Origin of the sequence: Limnothrix sp. FACHB-881 (assembly GCF_014698135.1) — a bacterium.
GTDB lineage: Bacteria > Cyanobacteriota > Cyanobacteriia > CACIAM-69d > CACIAM-69d > CACIAM-69d.
On the sequence record NZ_JACJSN010000010.1, the window covers coordinates 75,043 to 94,027 of the forward strand.

Annotated in this window: 14 protein-coding genes; 5 read left to right on the top strand and 9 right to left on the bottom strand. The window is 51.3% G+C overall.

Features of this window, described 5'->3' with window-relative positions; translation table 11 throughout:
• Nucleotides 1–34: 34 nt before the first annotated feature.
• From H6G52_RS11125 to H6G52_RS11140, 4 genes are all read right to left on the bottom strand, one after another.
• Nucleotides 35–1,561, bottom strand: a complete 1,527-nt coding sequence (locus H6G52_RS11125; RefSeq protein ID WP_190528378.1) for a UDP-N-acetylmuramoyl-L-alanyl-D-glutamate--2,6-diaminopimelate ligase — start codon at nt 1,559–1,561, stop codon at nt 35–37.
• A 24-nt stretch (nt 1,562–1,585) separates the two neighbouring features.
• On the bottom strand, nt 1,586–1,888 hold the full coding sequence (locus tag H6G52_RS11130; protein WP_234407082.1) for a glutaredoxin family protein: 303 nt from the start codon (nt 1,886–1,888) through the stop codon (nt 1,586–1,588).
• A gap of 309 nt (nt 1,889–2,197) precedes the next feature.
• Nucleotides 2,198–3,493: a response regulator gene (locus H6G52_RS11135; RefSeq protein WP_190528317.1), complete on the bottom strand. Its 1,296-nt coding sequence runs from the start codon at nt 3,491–3,493 to the stop codon at nt 2,198–2,200.
• Nucleotides 3,494–4,552: 1,059 nt separating this feature from the next.
• Nucleotides 4,553–5,791 (bottom strand): EAL domain-containing protein, encoded by a 1,239-nt coding sequence (locus H6G52_RS11140; RefSeq protein WP_190528319.1) that lies wholly within the window; start codon nt 5,789–5,791, stop codon nt 4,553–4,555.
• Between the two features lie 1,430 nt (nt 5,792–7,221).
• Between H6G52_RS11140 and H6G52_RS11145 the strand changes: the two genes are divergently transcribed.
• Nucleotides 7,222–8,952: an ATP-binding protein gene (locus tag H6G52_RS11145; RefSeq protein ID WP_190528321.1), complete on the top strand. Its 1,731-nt coding sequence runs from the start codon at nt 7,222–7,224 to the stop codon at nt 8,950–8,952.
• Between the two features lie 200 nt (nt 8,953–9,152).
• Here H6G52_RS11145 and miaA read toward each other — a convergent pair whose 3' ends face one another.
• The 5 genes from miaA to H6G52_RS11170 form a co-directional block, all read right to left on the bottom strand.
• Entirely contained in the window at nt 9,153–10,241 is a 1,089-nt protein-coding gene (gene miaA, locus H6G52_RS11150) for a tRNA (adenosine(37)-N6)-dimethylallyltransferase MiaA (protein ID WP_370567697.1), read from the bottom strand.
• Nucleotides 10,242–10,502: 261 nt separating this feature from the next.
• A complete protein-coding gene (locus tag H6G52_RS11155) occupies nt 10,503–11,384 on the bottom strand; it encodes a prohibitin family protein (protein ID WP_190528325.1) in 882 nt (293 codons plus the stop codon).
• A gap of 540 nt (nt 11,385–11,924) precedes the next feature.
• On the bottom strand, nt 11,925–13,253 hold the full coding sequence (locus H6G52_RS11160; protein WP_190528327.1) for a recombinase family protein: 1,329 nt from the start codon (nt 13,251–13,253) through the stop codon (nt 11,925–11,927).
• A gap of 136 nt (nt 13,254–13,389) precedes the next feature.
• On the bottom strand, nt 13,390–13,908 hold the full coding sequence (locus H6G52_RS11165) for a SufE family protein (protein ID WP_190355627.1): 519 nt from the start codon (nt 13,906–13,908) through the stop codon (nt 13,390–13,392).
• 112 nt (nt 13,909–14,020) lie between these two features.
• Nucleotides 14,021–15,109: an isochorismatase gene (locus H6G52_RS11170; protein WP_190528329.1), complete on the bottom strand. Its 1,089-nt coding sequence runs from the start codon at nt 15,107–15,109 to the stop codon at nt 14,021–14,023.
• Between the two features lie 199 nt (nt 15,110–15,308).
• On the opposite strand from H6G52_RS11170, the gene H6G52_RS11175 reads away from it, so the two are divergent.
• The 4 genes from H6G52_RS11175 (at nt 15,309) to H6G52_RS11190 (ending at nt 18,932) form a co-directional block, all read left to right on the top strand.
• Entirely contained in the window at nt 15,309–15,863 is a 555-nt protein-coding gene (locus H6G52_RS11175) for a hypothetical protein (RefSeq protein WP_190528331.1), read from the top strand.
• Nucleotides 15,864–16,174: 311 nt separating this feature from the next.
• Nucleotides 16,175–17,905, top strand: a complete 1,731-nt coding sequence (locus H6G52_RS11180) for a ShlB/FhaC/HecB family hemolysin secretion/activation protein (RefSeq protein WP_242026333.1) — start codon at nt 16,175–16,177, stop codon at nt 17,903–17,905.
• Nucleotides 17,890–18,045, top strand: coding sequence for a hypothetical protein (locus H6G52_RS11185; protein WP_190528335.1), 156 nt, complete (start codon nt 17,890–17,892; stop codon nt 18,043–18,045). The genes H6G52_RS11180 and H6G52_RS11185 overlap by 16 nt, the downstream gene beginning before the upstream one ends.
• Before the next feature lie 407 nt (nt 18,046–18,452).
• Complete coding sequence (locus tag H6G52_RS11190) at nt 18,453–18,932, top strand: secondary thiamine-phosphate synthase enzyme YjbQ (protein WP_190528337.1); 480 nt, start codon at nt 18,453–18,455, stop codon at nt 18,930–18,932.
• Nucleotides 18,933–18,985: the final 53 nt, after the last annotated feature.

Consider the following 18,985-nt stretch of genomic DNA (forward strand, 5'->3'; position numbering starts at 1 on the left):
CCGATCCAGATGCTTCAACCTGCTGCAACTTGCATTAATTTTCATTAATTGCCATGGTTGCTTGCAATCGCAGGCGCAGGGCTGCTTCGGCCTGTTCCCGATCGTCAAAATGCACTTTTTCGGTACCTAGGATTTGGTAGTCTTCGTGGCCTTTGCCCGCAATTAAGACGCAGTCGCCGGGTTGGGCTTCCAGGATGGCCCGTTGGATGGCCTTGGCGCGATCGCCCTCCACGGTGTAGTTTGCAGCGACGGGAATCCCGGCCACCACATCATTCAAAATTCGCTGGGGATTTTCGGTGCGGGGGTTGTCGGAAGTGACGATCGCCCAGTCGGACTCCTGGGCCGCAATGCCGCCCATGATGGGCCGTTTGGTGCGATCGCGATCGCCCCCACAACCAAACACACAAATCAAGCGCCCTTGCACAAACGGACGGGCCGCCCGCAGGGCATTGTCCAAGCTGTCGGGCGTGTGGGCATAGTCCACGATCGCGCTAATGTCCTGGGGCAAGGGCGCATTGGTCACTTGGACTAGCTGCATTCGGCCTGGCACACCGGGGAACTGGGCCAGGGCCTGCACCATTGCCGAGAGATCCAAACCCAAGTGCAACCCGGTGGCGGCGGCGGCCAGCCAGTTTTGCAGGTTGAATTGACCCACGAGGGGCGAGCGAAACGCGATCGCGCCAGCCGGCGTGTGCAACGTGCCGCTGACCCCATCGAGGCCATAGCTCAAATCACTCAGATAAAAATCGGCTTTGGAGTCGTCAATGCTATAGCACCAGCAACGATCATGATCGAGCTGAGCTGCGAGGGCCGCTCCATAGGGATCATCAAGGTTAACGATCGCCCGGCCTCGCAAATAATTGGGCTGGAAGAGCAGGGCCTTCGCCGCAAAATACTCTTCCATCGTGTTGTGGAAGTCCAGGTGATCCTGCGTCAGGTTGGTGAAAACCGCCACCTGAAATTCACAACCTTGCACCCGTCGTTGGGCCAGGGCATGGGAGCTAACTTCCATCACGGCATAGTCCGCCCCGGCCGATCGGGCATTGGCCAACTGCTCCTGCAACTCCACCGCAAAGGGCGTGGTATGAATCGCCGTTTGCTCAAAGCCCGGCCAACGCACCACCAACGTACCCAGCAGCGCCGTGGGGCGATCGGCCGTTTTTAATAAAAACTCAATCAACTGAGTGGTGGTGGTTTTGCCATTGGTACCCGTCACCCCCACCAATTGCAACTGCTGGGTTGGGTGGCCATGGAACGCCGCCGCCAAATCTGCGCAAGCCCCCACCACGTCCCTGGCCCCAATCAGGCAGGGCCCGGCCGGCTGGGTTGGTTGGGCGGCAGCAATGGCCGGCGACACCACCGCCGCGATCGCCCCCGATTCGATCGCATTGGGCCAAAATTCACCGCCATCAACCCGAGTCCCCGGCAGACCAACGAACAGGTCGCCCGGTTGGCAAGCCTGGGAATTGGTCGTCAGCCCCTTCACTGGGCGATCGAGTGCCGGATGGTCGGGAATCACCAGTTCTGTGGAGACGCTGGCCAGCAGTTCGCGCAAAGTCATGGGTTCCATGGGCGGTTGCCTCTCCTAGGATGGCTCAATTGTGGCAAAGGCTTTCCGGAGGTGTTGTTCGAGCTGAACCACCGAACAGCGGGGCGACGGCCGCGGAATCGGCAATTCAGATTCCCCATCCGCCAGCCAACGCAACACCGGAATTTCGTATTGAAACGCGGCAAACCAGCGATCGTTGGTGGTGATGTCCCGTAGCTCGATCGTGAGGCGCAGATCGCTCGACAGGTTCACCATTTCCAACTTTTCCTGCAATCCCTCACAGAGATGGCAACCGGGCTTGCTATACAAAATCAAATGATGGGGCAGATGATGAGACAAGGGACGGGCGTTAAATGACTTGTTGAATGACGGCTGATGGCTCATGAGGTCTCATGAATGACTAGTCGATCGCTCACTGATCACTAATCCTGACGGCCACCGATGCCGGAATCATACTCCCAGCAACTACCCCCAGCAACAACATCGAGGAACCACTTTGGGCGCATCTTGGCAAATTCGGGCGCAACAGAAACCGCTCACCCGCCGGATTCATACTGGGATAGATCTGGCTGGGATGGATCTGGAATGAAGATTGGTCTATGGGGCTGATGCAAGTTTGGCTTTTTCGCCATCCTCTTCAAGATCCTTTCAGGCCAAAGCAGACTTGAACGCGCTGGGCGATGAATTCAGGTTGAAGCCAGCCCCCTGATCTTGCCCATTGGCAGTGCGACCAGACAGGGACGGATCTGGATGGGGTGGATGTGGGCGGGTGGAATTGTGGCTCGGCAAGTGCCGCTCCAACGTCGCCAGAATTCGCCCACTATCCGAAACCTTCGAGAGAAACTCGGAAGCCCGCGCCAACTTGGCCCGTACCCGATCGATCGTGCCATCGTGCCCGGTCAAAATCACGATCGGGGTATGCTCCAGGGCCTTCACCCGGCGAATTTGCGCACAAATCTCATAGCCATTCACCACCGGCATCACCACATCCAGCAGGATCAAATCCGGCTTTAGCTCAATCAACTGCGTCAGCGCTTGCACCGAATCCCGCATTCCACAGAACCGATAGCCCGCCTGGGTCACAATTCGTTCCAGCCGTTGCAGCACCACCATGCTGTCATCAATGCAAACCACCAAAGGCGGTTCGGCTTTAGTCGCCGGGGTGGCGGAACCCGCTGCGGAACCCGTGGATGAGAGCATGGGGTGAAACTCCAAATCCGGCAACACCTGAAAGGTCAGCAACTGCTGCCGAAAAAAGTAACCCAGCATCCGAGCCGTCATGGCAGGGGATTGGTTTAACTTCAGGGCCAAATCCCAAAAGGTGCGCCGGCCATTAAACAGCGGTTGCAAGCTCAGGGTAGTGTGCTGACGGCTATCATCCAGCTCAATGCCGGCATCCAACGACAGCCCCCGATCGATCCAAGCTTGGGCCGGCCGGTCGCTCGGCAACAGTTGGCTCAAGTCCCGCGCATCTTTCAGTAATTGTTGCAGGCGATCGCCCGGCAAATGCAGTCCCGAACCAACCGCCGCACAGTCTAGCAACCGGTTCGATCGTGCCTCCCAAGTCACCCGAATCGCCGTATCGGTCGCAATTTGCGTCAGCGCCTCCAGGGTCAGCGCCGCCAACACCTGCTCCGCCTTGCCGCTATCTAGCCGGCCTGCCATCACCGCCCGACTCAACAGCGCATATTCCCAAGGATCGTAAGAAGTCGGAGGCTGCCCCGTCGTTAATTCCGCCGGCTCAATCTGTTGCCCCATCAGAGCACGCCGCCAACGCCGCACCCGATGATCGCTGCCCGTAGTGCAAACCAACTTGCCCTGATGAAACTCCAGCCGCCAATGGATTTGGCCCTGCCGAACTATCAATGTTCCAGACACCTGATTGTGGTTCACCTGGGCGATGGCCCGCGCGAGGGATAGCAGACCGACAACTTGGTTTGACATAGCGTGCCTCGCAACTGCGCCTGTGTTCATAGAAGTGACTTGCATCCGGGGAAAGACAACTGAAGATCTTAGGTGATTTCAGTAATGCGCATCCCTCTTGGTCTATCAATCGCCAGAGCAATCCCAGAATTTCTCAGAATTTCTCAGAGCTTATTTACAGCTAATGGATTTACTCTTACGATCAATCTTGAAACTAACTCAGTAGTTGATTTGCATTCCCATTCTTTAAGATTTGGTAAATGATTACATGGTTTTCAGATATTTTTCAGGCATTTTCAGTCATTCATTAATCAGCTTCATCTCCTCGTTTAGAGTTGATTAGAAGCATGGTCAATTTGACAGGAACAACCCCAAGTTACGCACAAAATTTTAGGAAAAAATTGTGAAAAACTCGGAAAGGATGATCGATCGTTCAACTAATTGAACGCCAGCATGTGACAATTAACACCCATCAGCTACGGAGCCTATGACTCAGCCAGGTTTATACCAAGAGCGATCATTTCAACTCTCGATCATTAAGTGTTAATACTGAATTCAAACCAGTTTTGACTCTTATCCAATAGAGTTTTCGGTTTGAATTCTGGATTAATCTCTCGGCTGAGCAGTGACTCGGTTGGTGTTCAGACTTGATGCAAAACTCTTAAGAGATTGGGAAGTAGCCCGGTGGTGAAGATCATAGAGAGCAACAATGCACAATCAGAGAGTGATGCGTTAGACAATAGTTGCACCTTCATTGTTACAGCAGGGCTGAACACCAATTCCATAAACGGTAGCTATATTAGGAGCTAAGTGACGATCGTGGATGTGATCTAGTGCACAGTTTCAATAATTAGGTTTGTAATAGCTGCTGGGGCTGTGTTTATGCTTCCAAACCGACAGCCGCGAATGATAAACTCATAGGCCGTGAATTTGTAACTGGTGAACTTGCCAGCAACAGCTAAAGAACGCCCCCATAGACCAGTAGCCGCTGCTGGTTATTCGGTTTTTGGGCAAATCTGACTAGATGAGTTGATAGTTAAATTGGCTACTGAGTGACTCAATCCGTCAGATCGTGATTTCCTAGGAGTCTAGATCTTGAATGAAGTCAATCACCGCCGCCGCATCCAAAGGGCGCGAGATTAAAAATCCTTGGGCCATCTGACACCCCAAGCCTTGGAGCGTGTGCAGGTGGTGTACCGACTCAATCCCCTCGGCCACAATTTGAATTCCCAAGTGCTCGGCCAGGAGGGCAATCATTCGCACGATTTCCCACTGCTCCCGCAGGATGAATGAGCGATCGATCTTCAGCGCATCGATCGGGAACTCATGGAGTCGGGCCAAGGAGGAATAGCCCGTGCCGAAGTCATCCACATAGATCGCAATGCCCAGTTGCCGGAATCCTTGCAAAATTGCCAGCACATCCATGCCCAAGTCCAAAGCAACGGATTCCGTTAGCTCCAGGTGCAAACAATGGGGGGGTAATTCCGTTTCGCGCAAGATGGCTTCGCACTGCCCCAGCAGGTTCGGTTCCAACAATTGGCAAGGGGAAAGGTTCACGCTAACCCACAGATTTGAGTCAATCATCCCCGTCCGCTGCCAGTGACGAAGCTGGGTGCAGGCTTCCCGAATGGCCCACAGGCCCAATTCAGCAATGAAACCGCTACTTTCGGCGATCTCGATGAAACTATTGGGCTGCATCAATCCTCGGGAGGGATGTTCCCAGCGCACCAACGCTTCCAAGCCCACAGTGCGCCCGCTGACTAAGCAAATCACAGGTTGGTAAACCAGCACAAATTCTCCCCGCTCAGCCGCCCCTTGCAGTTCGTTGGCCAGCCTTAGGCGCTCGATCGCGGCGGTTGTCAGGACGTTGGGTTGTTGGGTTTCGCCCTCGATCGCAACGGCCAAACTCAGCAACCGATGCGTGTTAGACATGGCAATTCGCAACAGCCGCCGTGCGTTGGGGTCGGTCACCGAGTCTTGATCCCTGGTGAGCAGTCGCAGGGCCCCGTGAATTGAGGCGAGGGAAGCCCGCAATTCGTACCCCAGAGAAACGCTGGTGTTGCTGTTGGTGTTGATGTTGGTATTGCTGTTTGTGTTAGCGGTAGTTTTCAGATGATCTTTGGCATTGAGGTGATTGCTTGTGGGTAAACTTTGGGGCAAATTTGGGGGCAGATTTGCAGACAAATTAGCGGGTAGGTTAGCGGGCGCGTGGGCGGGCAAGGAGGCCGTTGCAAGAGCGGGGGAAGGGGAATCGAATGGGTTTGGTTCGGGTAAGTCGATCGCCCTGGGCGATAACTCTGAGTCAGAAATGAGAAACATTATCCAAACTCGCTCTAGTAGGTATCGTGGATCCACCGCTGTTCAATGCCAGACTAGGCAGAAAAGGTGAAAAAGTCGAGAATTGCGCGAAATTTCATAGGTATATGAGGCATTTTTTAGATTAACTGAACACCTCAAGTTCTCTTTACCTTTATCAAGCAATTTCGATCAATGTTCGATTCAGAATATGAAATTATTTTGAATATTTTTGCGATTTTTCAAACTTTGTTTTGATATTTATTGTTAAAAATTTCTTGAAAAGATATGATTTTCAATCTTTTTTGGAAAAAGCTCACAAAAGCAGACGTACTCAAAATCAATCAAGAATGAATTGATAGCACTCCATCAAGTTTTGATCCTTGGCAAGTTTTCTGACAAGAATGAGCTAAGAGCTGATACAAATCAAAAATCGTGATCTGATGTTGCAAATTTAAAGGGATGCTTGGAATAAAAATTCAAGTTAAGTTCTTTTAATAATGATCAATTTACATGACAAATAGTTTTCAAGATAGTTTCCAAGGTTGTTGAACAAATTTTGCGACCCAAGCGCGAGCAACATACAGACAAGATCCTGACGGATCGGAATTAGCCAAACATCCGATTAGATACCTAACGGAATTTATTATAAGTGATTTATTTAAGGAGATTTAAAAATCAAACTATTTTGGGATGGACTGATGGTAATTGAACTAGCGATCGGGGCGGATGATGGTGAACTTCAGGGCGATCAAACAAATCCCGAGCGGCGGGAGGGTTCAAATGCTGTAATGGAGGGGAAGACCGGATAAGTTCTACAAGCCGCCCGTTGCTTGGGGAAATTGAGGGTGACCTGCCCATAACAGGTCGCGACAAGGGCCCCGTGCGAAGTATTTCCCTGATGACTAACACGGAATTTCGCGTAATGATGGTATAAACGATGGCGGTTGCACTGTCGTAATTGCGGGTGTAGTTGAAGGCTTGATGGTCATGTCGCGATCCCGTTGCAATTCAAACATTGCCATGGAGCGATTTGTTATTTGGAGCTACCTCTATCCTCCAGACCAAAGTGCTTGATTTAACTGCTTCATTCATCAGATTTTTGTTAAATTCTCTGTTAATACCGAATCAATTCTCTGTGGCTGGGTGACAGGAGACGCTCAAATCCGTCTCTGATCAGGTGCATCTCATCTCCCTCTGCAAATAAAATTGAATCTGAAAGAAAGGTGAAACCAGGGTTCGGCGATTGCGAATCGGGTGGCTCTCATCACGAATCGGATTGCGGGTCAGGCAATAAACGATGGGGACAATTCAGGGGAACGCATAAGATGAACTAGAGAGCCTGTCGATCGCAGTTAAAATTCAAAAGTTTTTCGGGTAGCGATGTTGTCTGCTGCTTCTGTGCAACTTATGTGGCTCTGCAAGTGCTGTACCAGGCCCAAACAGTCGGGCGTATGACGTTTTCTGATTCTGCATCTCAGGGCAATCCCTTGCTCAACCAATCGACCTCGCTGTTTTCGCCCCGGGTGTTGCTGGTTGAAGACAGCCCGATCGACGTTCGCCTTGTGCAACTCATGCTGCGGAAGGCGGAGTTTTTGCTGTCGGGGGTTGATCTGGTGGCGGTGGGCACCTTGGCAGAGGCGCTGGTTTGCATTCGACAGCAGCGTTTTGATGTGACGTTGCTGGATTTGTCGTTGCCGGATTCGGTGGGGCTGGGGACGCTGCGCCAACTTCAGGCCGCCCAACCTACGATTCCCGTGGTGGTGTTGACGGCAACGGGTGATGAGCAGGCGGGGGTTGATGCCCTGAGGTTGGGGGCCCAAGACTACTTAATTAAGGGGGAAATTTCGCCCACGCTGTTGGTGCGATCGATGCGCTATGCGATCGAACGGAAACAGGCGGAGTTGCGGCTAGCGGATTCCCAATCATTTTTGATGGATGTGCTGAACCTGTCGCCGGACGCGATCGCGGTGTTGCAGGTGATGCGGGATGACCGGGATCGGGTGGTGAATTTCCAGTGGCGGTTGGTGAATCCGGCGGCGGAGCGGGCAACGGGCTGCTCGGCGGCGGTGCTGGCCCAGCGTAGTTTGCTGGCCCATGGCACGGATCCGGGAGCACGGGCGGCCGTGCCGTTTAGCGCGGAGCCGGTGGTGATGGGCGAATCGGAAGTGGAGCAGGCGGCAAGGGCCAGCCAAGAGTTATTCACCTGGTTGCTGCCGGTGGTGACGGAGGAAGCCAACCAATCGCGCGAGGTGTTCGATCGGCGATTGAACAGTTGGTTTCGAGTGGATGCCTGCAAGTTGGGTGATGGTGTGCGGCTGATGTGTCGCAACATTACCCAATACAAGGCGATCGAACGAATGAAGGATGAATTTGTCTCGATCGTGAGCCACGAGTTACGCACCCCCTTCAGCTCTTTGCAGGGTGCAATTAAGCTTTTGGCCACGGGGCGTTGTGATTTGCAATCCATGCAAGGACAACAATTAATTGCGGTGGCCCTGCGAAGTGCAGAACGGCTGGGGCAAGCGATTGATGTGGTGTTACGATTGGCCGATTTAGCCTCTACCGAAAGCCTGGCCAAACAACGCTGTTGGGTTCAAGATTTGGCCAATCGAGCCTACGATCGCGTGGTCAATCGATTACAAGCTCAAAATTTATCCATTACTTATTCAATTCCCAACGATCTAACTGTTTGGGCGGATCCCGATGCCATTTTAGATTTGTTCGATCGCATTTTAGATAATGCAATCAAGTTTTCATCCCCTGGCTCAGTCTTAGGATTTGCGGTCACCCTTTCGCCGCAGGATGTGATTTTTCATATCACTGACCATGGCTGCGGCATTCCTCCCACAGACCTAGAGCAAATCTTTGAACCCTTCTATCAAGTGGACTCCTCCGACTCCCGATCGCGCGGTGGACTGGGTGTTAGCCTAACCCTTTGTCGTCGGATTGTGGAGCAGCATGGCGGACAAATTTGGGTTACCAGTGAACTAGGAAAGGGCAGCACTTTCCATATTTCTTTACCTCAAAATTGGAGCGAGCTTCCGGAATCTCAAAATCCAGAAGCTAATCATCTTGCACCAGGTTCCCTTGACTGTACTAGTCTGGATCGAAGTAATAACATTGAAGGAATTATCCAAACTACTTACACCATTTCTCAAGAGCCAAGGCTATCGTCTTCCTAAGAAAAATTCAGAAATTTGATTAGCTATTGATATGATTCTTGGTTAAACCTTGATTAGTTTTCAGACCACCGCGAATCTTACTGTTGTTGGGTTTCGTACCTCAACCCAACCTACTGGCTTGGTTAAATCTTAATTGGTTCTTAGTCAATTTTTGATTGATTTGATGAAGCATCTTGTCATTTTTTAGTCTATTTTTGACATCAACTTAACCAAGAATTTTGATCGAATTTTTTACTGTCACTCAAAAAATTTTGCACCAATTCTAGAGCCATCTCTAAGAGTCTTGGGTGATCGGCATCCAACCAATGAATGTTAGGGTCTGCCCGAAACCAAGTTCGCTGCCGTTTTGCAAATTGGCGAGTATGAACAGCGGTTAACTGTTCTGCTTCTGTCCAAGTTATTTCGCCATTCATTGCTTGCAACACTTCGCGATAGCCCAAGGTTTGAAATAGGGACAAGTCTTGACCGTAAAGTTCCACTAACTGGTGAACCTCCTCCACAAACCCTTGCTCAAACATCAAACGAGTGCGCTGTTGAATTCGCTGCCATAACCGATCATTTTCATCTGGGGCTGATTTTTCTTTTCCGTGCTTTCTAGGTAGCTTACGAGAAGAATTTTGAGGATGAATTTGGGAATGATCGGGTTGCTCGATCGCCCTCTTTGAATCGTTTGAATCATTAGTTGATCGCAAGCTAGCAATCAGTCCATCTAAACTTTTAGCACCGAGGCAGTCTAGACCAATTTGCAAAATTGGATAAGCGGGGGGAGCTTCCCCTTGCAAGCTAGAAATCGGCTGACCTGTGGCGTAAAAAACTTCCAGTGCTCGGATGGTTCGCACATCATCACGCTCATGGATTTGCTGGGCAGAAACAGGATCAACAGTCAACAAAAGTTGGCGGCGATCGAGGCGAGTCAGTTGCTCTAATTGCGATCGCAAGGTTGGCTGGGGTGGCACTTGGGGAATGCGTAACCCTCGAACCACAGACTTAATATAAAGTCCGGTTCCTCCAACCAATAGGGGAATTATTTGACGTTGATGATAATGATTAATCAGTTGATTTGCCTGGGTCTGAAATTCAGCAACCGTGAAGACCTCAACTGGATCACAAATATCAATTAACTCGTGGGGAACCACCGCGCGATCGCTCAACGATGGCTTAGCAGTTCCAATATCAAAATTGCGATAAATTTGGCGAGAATCTGCTCCCAAAATGACGGAACTCAAAAAGCGCCCTAGCTCGATCGCTAAGGCAGACTTGCCCGAAGCTGTTGGCCCCACAATCACAATCAGCTTAGGCGTAAAATCCGCACCTTCTGAAGTTGAATTCAATGGGCGATCGAGGTGGCGCTCATCCGCTGCCATGGTGGGTTCCGACATTTGCGTCGCCAATTCAGATGTTTAATCAATAGAGTCTCAAGATTATAGGTAATTTTGGGTCACAGCTTTTCAGCAAATTGATTTGGCGCAATCCATGACTCAATTCAAGAGATGGCTCGATCGAACTGAGTCAGCTCAACAGCAATCAATTACAGATTTCTTGGCGTTGCACTAATTACCACCTGGAGAAACCAAAATCGGTGAATTGCCATTGGTAATGATTACCTTTGTATTTTTGGACTCCGCTAGACTTTGCATGGCTTCAATTTGCTTCAATTGAATGACCTGATTGGTCAAGCCCTGAGCAACCGTTCGATTGTAGTTGGCGATCGCCTGGGCCTCAATTTGTTTGCGTTGAGCCTCTTGACGAGTTTTTGACAGCACAAATTCCATTTGCTTGCTTTCTTGTTCGATTTTCAATTTCTGTTGAATTGCTGCTTGGACAGTTTCTGGCAGTTTCACTTCTCGCAACAGAGCCGCTTCCACCACAAATCCCAAAGGCTCCAGTTGTTGTGCCAGTTGTCGGCGCATTTCTTCAGCGATCATTGTCCGCTTGGTTGAATAAATAGACTCGGCTGGATGTAATGCAGTAATTGAGCGAACAATTGCCCGAAATCGAGACACGACAATTTCTGATTCACTAGTGCCAATGGTTCGATAAACTTGCGACACTTTTCGCGGATCAATCCGATATTGGAGGCTAACATTCAAATCAAAAATCAAACCTTCTTGGGATGTTGCTTCAATACCTTCTTGAATATTTTTTAAGCGTGTCGAAAACATCACCACTCGCGAAAAAGGTGTGTTGAAATGCAACCCGGGCAACAATGGACTCTCTTCCACATTACCCAAGGAATCGCGCACACCAACGCTTCCCGTCGGCACATTCGCAACGAAACGACTAATGACATAGAGCGCCACAAAAACTGCCACAAAGCCACCACCGCCCCGTACGGCCCATCGAATAGGCAATGGGACAGGTAAATCATCACTTTTCAAAGCAGCAAAGGCTGCACCACCACCAATCAATAGCATTAGAAAAAACGTAAACATAGATCCGCCTAAAGCACTAGTACTGCCATTGAATATTGAAGTTCAAGCCTAATCAAAAGCCTGAACGACCAGCTTTTAAGCTGTGATCAAACTGCCCCATAAGCGACATTATAGACAGCGATTTATAAGTTGTGGAGATGGGAAATTTATTTTACGAGAAAGTAAAAATACGCAAAATTTATTTAAGATTTGATTTTGAAGTCAGTTTAAATTGCAGCGTAAACCCCCAATTAGTAGCCACCAAAAACACTAAAACTATTCAAAATCTGTTTTAGATTTATAGGCTCTCTTGAAAGTCAATCATAGAAACAAAAGACGGAAGTTCTCTGCTTTCACCCATCGATGAAATCAGAAAAATATCAATGTTTGATTTTTCAAAATGCCCTTAATCGTCAGCCCGGATTTTAAATACAGCCCTTACCCCGATTACTAAGCACAGTTGCCCGTAGGGTGGGCATTGCCCACCAAACCGTTGCTTCATGGCATCTGCAATATGGCGTGCCAATAATTCTAGGTAAAGGCTGTATTTTTTAAAATATCTTAAAAAACAAAATCCAGAGATTGCACACGCCAAGTCGGTTCTCCCTTTCCCTTGGCTGAATAAGTTAGCCAGATGCCTTTCAGGAATTCGCGAAAGTAAAAACGTCGTTCGGCTTCGGATAGATCTTGCCAAAATTCTGGAATTGACACCGATCGGGAAATCATCGATAAGCTGGCAGGGGGCAATTGCGAGAGTCGATCTTGCAAAGTTCCCATTTCGACCCGAATTTGATAGGAACGAATTTGCAATGTATTTTCATCTAAAATTCCATTTTCCTTAAGCTGAATAAGCTGAGTTAGGCGTGCTTCCTGGGCTTGAAGTTGTTGTTGAATTTGGGACTTTAATTGCTCAATATTGGGCAACTGCGCTTGACTCACTCGTTGTGGCAATTCTCGACAAATGCGCTGAATTGTTTTCTTCAGAACCTGGTTATAGTCCGCTAATGGGCATCGATCGGGAGCTGATGGCCCTTTTCCGCAAGGATTGGGGCGCAAGTAAAGATAGTTGGGGGTTTTGGATCCCCGCGATCGCGTGGAAGTTATGGCTAATTTTGCTTGGCATTGGGCACAGCTCACTAACCCCGCCAAGGAACGCGCGGCGCTGGCCGTTTTGGGAGCTAAGGTCTGATTACGTCGCAAGAGCCGATCGACCTGGGCCGCCTCTTCGCGAGACACCAGCGGGGGGTGCGTATTCAAAATCACATCACCATTTTTATAGGCTAGATCGCCTCGATAAGCAGGATTGGTCAGCCAATTACGACCTGTCGAAATTGAAATTTTCTTTTGATGTTTTTGGTTAATGAACCGCACGGCTCCCCGCAAGGAACCGTAGAGTAAAAAGTTTTCAAAAAAATCTTTTACGATACTGGCCGCCGCTCGATCGATCACATACCGATCTTTGCCCCGTCGATAGCCAAAGGGAGCACGTCCCGGCGGCGGCAAGGCTGCTAACCGATTACGGGCGTGGCCTTTTTGAATGGACTGTCGGTGCTGGTCTTGGTTCAGTTCCTGAAGCCATTGCAACTGTTGAATCCAGTTAGGATCGGTTCCCTTGGGGAGGTCACCCTGCATCACCCGCAGCGCCACTTTGGCATGTTCTAACTGATTCAAAACATGGAGAATGGACTCGATCGAGTCGCCCAAGTCGCGAATTTGTCGGATGAGAAGCGTGTGAATTGCTCCCTGATTCACCAACTGCATGAGCTGCCCCAACGCCTGCCGATCGCCCAAGTCCACATACAGGTTTTGCACATCAATTTCCCAATCGATCGGCTCTGTCACCGATTCCAAAATGGGGTCATGATAAATATAGGCAGCCGTTTGAGTCATCGCGTCTGGTTCATTGCACTTGATTCATCGCGCTTGGTTCATTGCGTTTGCGTTACCGTGTTTGCATCACCACTTTGTTTGCATTCCCACTTTGTTTGCATCATCATGTTTGAATCATTGAGCGTTCATCAACAGTTCAATCAGTCACCTTTTCAGGCGCTTCATGATTAGGTTCAAGATTCGGCGGGGAGGACAATGAACCCAAAGCATTCAAATCCGCAGGGGACTCTGACTGAAGCGATCGCGCCTGATCTTGCATCTTTTTGAAAATATTGAAAAACCCGTTAGCCCGCGAAGGAGTCAGGCTAGCATTGAGTTTTGTTTGTTGAATGAAATCTGGCTTCAAAGCAATGATCACATCCGGCGCTAGACCATTCAATCCTTCCACTAAAAATGCCACCAAGCCTTTCACCAGTTGTGAATCAGAATCTCCCCGATACCAAACTTTGCCATCGGTGAGTGCTGAAGCCACATACACCTGCGAAGTGCAGCCATGAACCTTATTTTCAGGGCTACGATCTGCTTCATCTAGCTCAGGAAGCCGCTTCGAAAACCAGATGAGTTGCTCGTAACCTTGCTTAGGATTGGTAACTCGGGAAAATCGCTGAACTAATTTAGCCAAGGATTCCGGCAGGGCAGAGGTGGGAACAGTCATGGGCAGAAGCGCGAGTTGAATGAGCTTTTTTTGGAAAAACTATTTCTAGTTTACCATTTTGTCGAAATGACTTCAGCGCAGGTTCTCGGATTGAATTTTTCGCCTTTGGGGATTAGCGATTAAACATTGGCCACTGCTTGATCGAATCCGTAGACCGCACCAAATGCATTCCCGCTGAAGCAAAGTCCTGGAAGGTTTGATCGGCCAATTCCGTGAAGTCAATTACCCCAGGAACCACCACGGGCGACATGCAATCTTCCAGCAAATAGACTCGATCGACAAATTCCGGCTTTTGCGTTTGAATCTCCCGCAAAAAGTCAGCCACTGTCCAAGCCACACAATGACTCTTTGCTTGCCCAGCAATAATCACCGCGTCAAATTCAAAAAGATGCTGAATCAGGGCCTGATTCTTTTGGGCGATCGGTTGTTGATGTTCATCACTCAGAATTTCAGGGCTGAGAATCGAATAGTTTTCCGTTAGGGGATGACCACCTTTCAGCTCAAATCGTGTTGAAATTTGCCGCGCAATGGCATGGGTAAAACAGGCGGCTTCAACGGCCGAAACCATTGCATGACCAATACCACCTAGCATGGAATGGTAGGGCCAAATGGTCAGGGGATATTTACCTAAATCTTCCAGGGTTTTGGTGTAGTGGGCGGCGTAGGTGGCCAAGTTGCCATGTACCTTCCCGGCTTCTGGAGAGCGATCGGGTGATGCCCCTTGGCCAAGGGAATCAGGCAGAAGCTGGAAACTGGCTTGCAATTGGGGATTGGGTCGCCAACGGCCGGTTTTGACCGCTTCCCAGTCAATGTTAGTCAAGGGGTCGGGATGGTTTCCTGCGGCATCGACCCAAAAGATTGGATGGAAAATCTGAGCCATCCCATGGGTGTCCAATGTGGGGATGAGTTCCGTGAGGAAGCTCAAATTTCGGTAAATAAATTGACATAGGCGGACATTATCTTCGACTGCCCCTTGCCCCGATCGCCCGCCCACGAACAACTCAAAATCAGGGATGCAGAACGTATTTTGCACATCAATCATTAACAGGGCAATCCGTTGCGAATCCTCCTGTGCCGGTGTAATTTGATGTGCCTTCGCCCATTGTTGAGCTGCGGTGGCCAGTTGGGCATAGGGTACACGCCAAACTTCGCCAACGCGATCGCCCTCAAACCAGTCAGGAATCGGTAATGATAAGGACATCAAGCAATTTTCTCCAATGTGAAAAGTCTGTATTCAAATGGTTCAAAAATGAATGCCAGATTATTCGGATAGTCTGATTTTTCCTCAGAATGAATAAACAGAAGGGATTGGTTGCTTAGCCTCAGCAGCAGCGATCGCTCAAGGCTCTCTCGCAGACGAGCTTCTTATGTTGTTAAACAGCCCCCAGCATCATTCACTCGTGTCAACTTACCCAAGCCCAGCGGCCACTACACTAACAACCGCTGAGGCCGCCAATTGTCCTGGCGCAATGGAGGGGCAACCGGGAACAGTCATGACATCGGCCGTGAATTTCAAGCGTTTATCGGTCATTGCGATTCTGCTTTGGGCCGGGGCTGCGGCCTTGGTGGTCATGCGGCCTCGCAACGAGACCCTCAGCCGTCTTGCGGAGCAGTTGGCCAGCGGCCATTGGCAAACGGCCAATGTCTTGACTTGGCAAATTTTGGCTCCTAATGCTCAGGTGGACAGCCTGATGCAGACGGACTGTGATTTGCTGCTGGAAGTCGATCGCCTCTGGAGCGACTATAGCGACGGTCAGTTGGGATTGCGCACCCAATCTCGTCTGGCCACCATGGCCGCTCCCACGAGCCTAGCCCAGGAGTGGGCGGCCCAGGAGGCTCCCGCGCCCCCGCCTCCGCCCGGCAGTTTACCGAATGCGGCCAGTACCCACCAAGGCCCGGGATTGGCCGACCTGACAGCCCTGGCGATCGCCCGTTTTGAGCAATGCAAGCGCTAGAGCGACGGCTTCCGCCAAAGCATGATTGTGCTGGACGGTTTTGGAGCAACCCCGTTACCCACTTTTGAACACAAACGGGTTGTGGCCAAGGATTGCAGATGGCTCGACCCCGATTGCCTGATCTGTTACGGTTGGTGCGATCGTTTGGTCGATCAGTCTCTTAACCTATGGCCTTGCGATATCTAGCCTTGCAATTTCTATCTTTGCAATTTCCAGCGCTTAGACCTCCAGCTTTGAGATCTTTGACCTTCAGATCTCCAGCCTTTAGATCCCCCATCTCAAAGCCTGAATTGAACCATAAGAACCGTGACTTGAAGCCTGTATTCAGGCATTGCGCGGATCTCCATTGGCAGTGGTTGCTGGGATCGCTGGCGAGCTTGGGCTGTTTGGGCGGTGGGGCTGTGGCGGCCATCGCCCAAACTCCCCCTTTGCCCCGTCCCGATCGCCTGCCGGATTCGATCACCATTCCGGAGCCAGACCAACCCCCACCCACTTTGCAGCCGCCCCCGATCGAGCAGCCTACCTCGCCTTCTGACCTGCCGCCGATTCCCGGTCAAATTGTTGTGAAGGCCTTTCGGGTCACGGGCAGCACAATTTTTACAGATAGTGAATTTGCGACCCTGCTGCAGCCCTACACCAATCGCCCTCTCACCTTTGCGGAGTTGCTGGAAGCGCGATCGGCGGTGACGCAGCAATATGTCAACAAAGGGTACAAGACCTCTGGAGCCTTTTTGCCGCCCCAGGAAATTGATCCGGCCCAGGGCATTGTGGAAATTCGGGTGCTGGAAGGCCGGCTAGAGGCGATCGAGGTGCAGGGGTTACGGCGACTGCGCTCCAGCTATGTGCAACGACGCATTGAACGGGCCACCCAGCCGCCGCTTCAGGTCGATCGCCTGCTGACCGCTCTGCAACTATTGCAGGCTGACCCGCTCATTGAGACCGTTTCCGCAGAACTTTCGGCAGGAACCGAGCCGGGCACGAACCTGCTGCGGATCACCCTCACGGAAGCCGACAGCCTCCATGGCGATCTATCGGTGGATAACGGGCGATCGCCCAGCGTGGGCACAGTCCGGCGACGCGCCACCATCACCCAAGCCAACCTGCTGGGGCTAGGCGATGGCATCAGCCTCAGCTACACCAACACCGACGGCAGCGACTCGATCGAAGCCAGTTACACTATCCCGATCGACAGCCGCAACAGCACGATCGGGGCCCGCTTCCAATGGACCGGCAGCAGCATCGTTGAAGATCCCTTCGGCCCCCTCGACATCCAAGCCGATTCCTACCAATACGAACTGACCTATCGCCGCCCCCTGGTGCAGCAGCCCAACTATGAAGTCGTCACGGGCTTGACCCTCTCGCACCTGGACAGCCAAACCAGTCTGCTCGGCATTGACTTTCCCCTTTCCCCGGGAGCCGATGACCAAGGACAAACCAGTGTCACTGCCCTGCGGTGGTTTCATGAGTGGACCAGCCGCAGCGAAAGCTACGTTTTGGCCTTGCGATCGCAACTGAGTTTGGGACTGGATGCCCTTGACTCCACCATCAATCGCGAGTCGCCCGATAGTCAATTCCTGGCCTGGCGTGGCCAAGCCCAGTGGGTGCGCCAATTTGCGCCCGATACGTTGCTGCTGGTGCGGGGTGAGGCCCAATGGGCCGATCGCCCGCTCTTGCCCGTGGAGCAGTTTGGCCTAGGGGGATTTGAAAGCGTTCGGGGCTATCGCCAAGACTTGCTGCTGACCGATGGCGGGCTGTTTGGGTCGGCTGAATTGCGCCTGCCCCTGTTCCGCGCGCCCAAAATTAAAGGGGTGATGCAAATTGTGCCCTTTCTGGATGTGGGAACCGGCTGGAACCGGGGCGATCGACCCGATCCCGATCCCCAAACCCTCGTTGGTCTCGGGTTGGGCCTCCGATGGCAACAGGGCGATCGATTCACAGCGCGCCTAGACTACGCCATTCCCCTGGTGGAGGTGGACAACCCAGACCAAGACACCTGGCAGGAAAATGGCCTCTATTTTTCCGTGCAGTGGCGAGCTTTTTGATTGCGGAGTTCCGCCGCTGGCGAATTTCCTTGACCCAACGGCGATCGGCGCGATCAGGCACGAATTCCAAAAATTCATGGCTCCCATTGCCCCGTTGCCGCTGGGAACGATGGGGAGCGATCGTCCAAAATAACCACTAGACCACGGGGGCAATGGCGGAAATCCTGTCCATAAATCTCGCCAAAAATCGATTTATAGAAAAATTTAGGTCTAAAACCCCGCCCTTTCAGGTCATGCTAAATTACAGGTGGCCGCTGGGCTAGCGGTTTCAGTCTGTGGAGCAACCGCAAGACCCGAAGAGAACCAATCTCAGAGGGCTGGCACAATGAAGCAGAAACCCAAATCGCGAGGTTTGGGAATCCCCGTTCGCTTGCGGTGGGGAGGGTGTCAACCCTATTTTTGATGGCGGCATTGCATCGGAATAGAGCGACCGATCCGGATCCATGAATAATTGTTTGTGATTGTTCGTGGTTGTTTGTGAATAATTGCTTTTTGAAATATTTCGATCGCTCCATGCAGAACTTTTTCAGTCCCTATTCCAGTTTCCATGAGTCGTTCTAGCGCCTCCGCCACTGTCATTTCGGTTGGGGCGATCGACCAGCGATCGCAAACGACCCATGTGCAACAGGTGCTGCGCCTTTCAACCCAAGGCAAACGGTTGCACAACATCACCAACGCGATCGCAGAACTGGTGGCGCGATCGGGAGTGACCACCGGCCTCTGTACGCTGTTTGTGCAGCATACCTCCGCCAGCCTGGTGATCCAGGAAAACGCCGATTCTGACGTGTTACAAGACCTGGAAGCCTTCCTCGCCGGCCTCGTCCCCGAATCGGCTCCCTACCAACACAGTGCCGAAGGGCCCGACGACATGCCGGCCCACATTCGCACCGCCTTGACCCACACTTCTGAACAAATTCCGATCGTGCATGGTCAACTGGGACTGGGGATTTGGCAGGGAATCTATCTCTGGGAACATCGACAGCACGGTCGCACGCGCGAAGTTGTGGTACATATCATGGGTGGTTAACTCGCCCGATTGCGAGGGATGGCGGTCAGCAACCGCCGCCAACTGCGAAGGAG

Excerpts from the sequence above, each read along its gene's own strand:
- H6G52_RS11125 (WP_190528378.1), bottom strand. The coding sequence starts at position 1,561 with ATGACTTTGCGCGAACTGCTGGCCAGCGTCTCCACAGAACTGGTGATT.
- H6G52_RS11135 (WP_190528317.1), bottom strand. The coding sequence starts at position 3,493 with ATGTCAAACCAAGTTGTCGGTCTGCTATCCCTCGCGCGGGCCATCGCC.
- H6G52_RS11140 (WP_190528319.1), bottom strand. The coding sequence starts at position 5,791 with ATGTTTCTCATTTCTGACTCAGAGTTATCGCCCAGGGCGATCGACTTA.
- H6G52_RS11145 (WP_190528321.1), top strand. The coding sequence starts at position 7,222 with ATGACGTTTTCTGATTCTGCATCTCAGGGCAATCCCTTGCTCAACCAA.
- H6G52_RS11155 (WP_190528325.1), bottom strand. The coding sequence starts at position 11,384 with ATGTTTACGTTTTTTCTAATGCTATTGATTGGTGGTGGTGCAGCCTTT.
- H6G52_RS11160 (WP_190528327.1), bottom strand. The coding sequence starts at position 13,253 with ATGACTCAAACGGCTGCCTATATTTATCATGACCCCATTTTGGAATCG.
- H6G52_RS11165 (WP_190355627.1), bottom strand. The coding sequence starts at position 13,908 with ATGACTGTTCCCACCTCTGCCCTGCCGGAATCCTTGGCTAAATTAGTT.
- H6G52_RS11170 (WP_190528329.1), bottom strand. The coding sequence starts at position 15,109 with ATGTCCTTATCATTACCGATTCCTGACTGGTTTGAGGGCGATCGCGTT.
- H6G52_RS11190 (WP_190528337.1), top strand. The coding sequence starts at position 18,453 with ATGAGTCGTTCTAGCGCCTCCGCCACTGTCATTTCGGTTGGGGCGATC.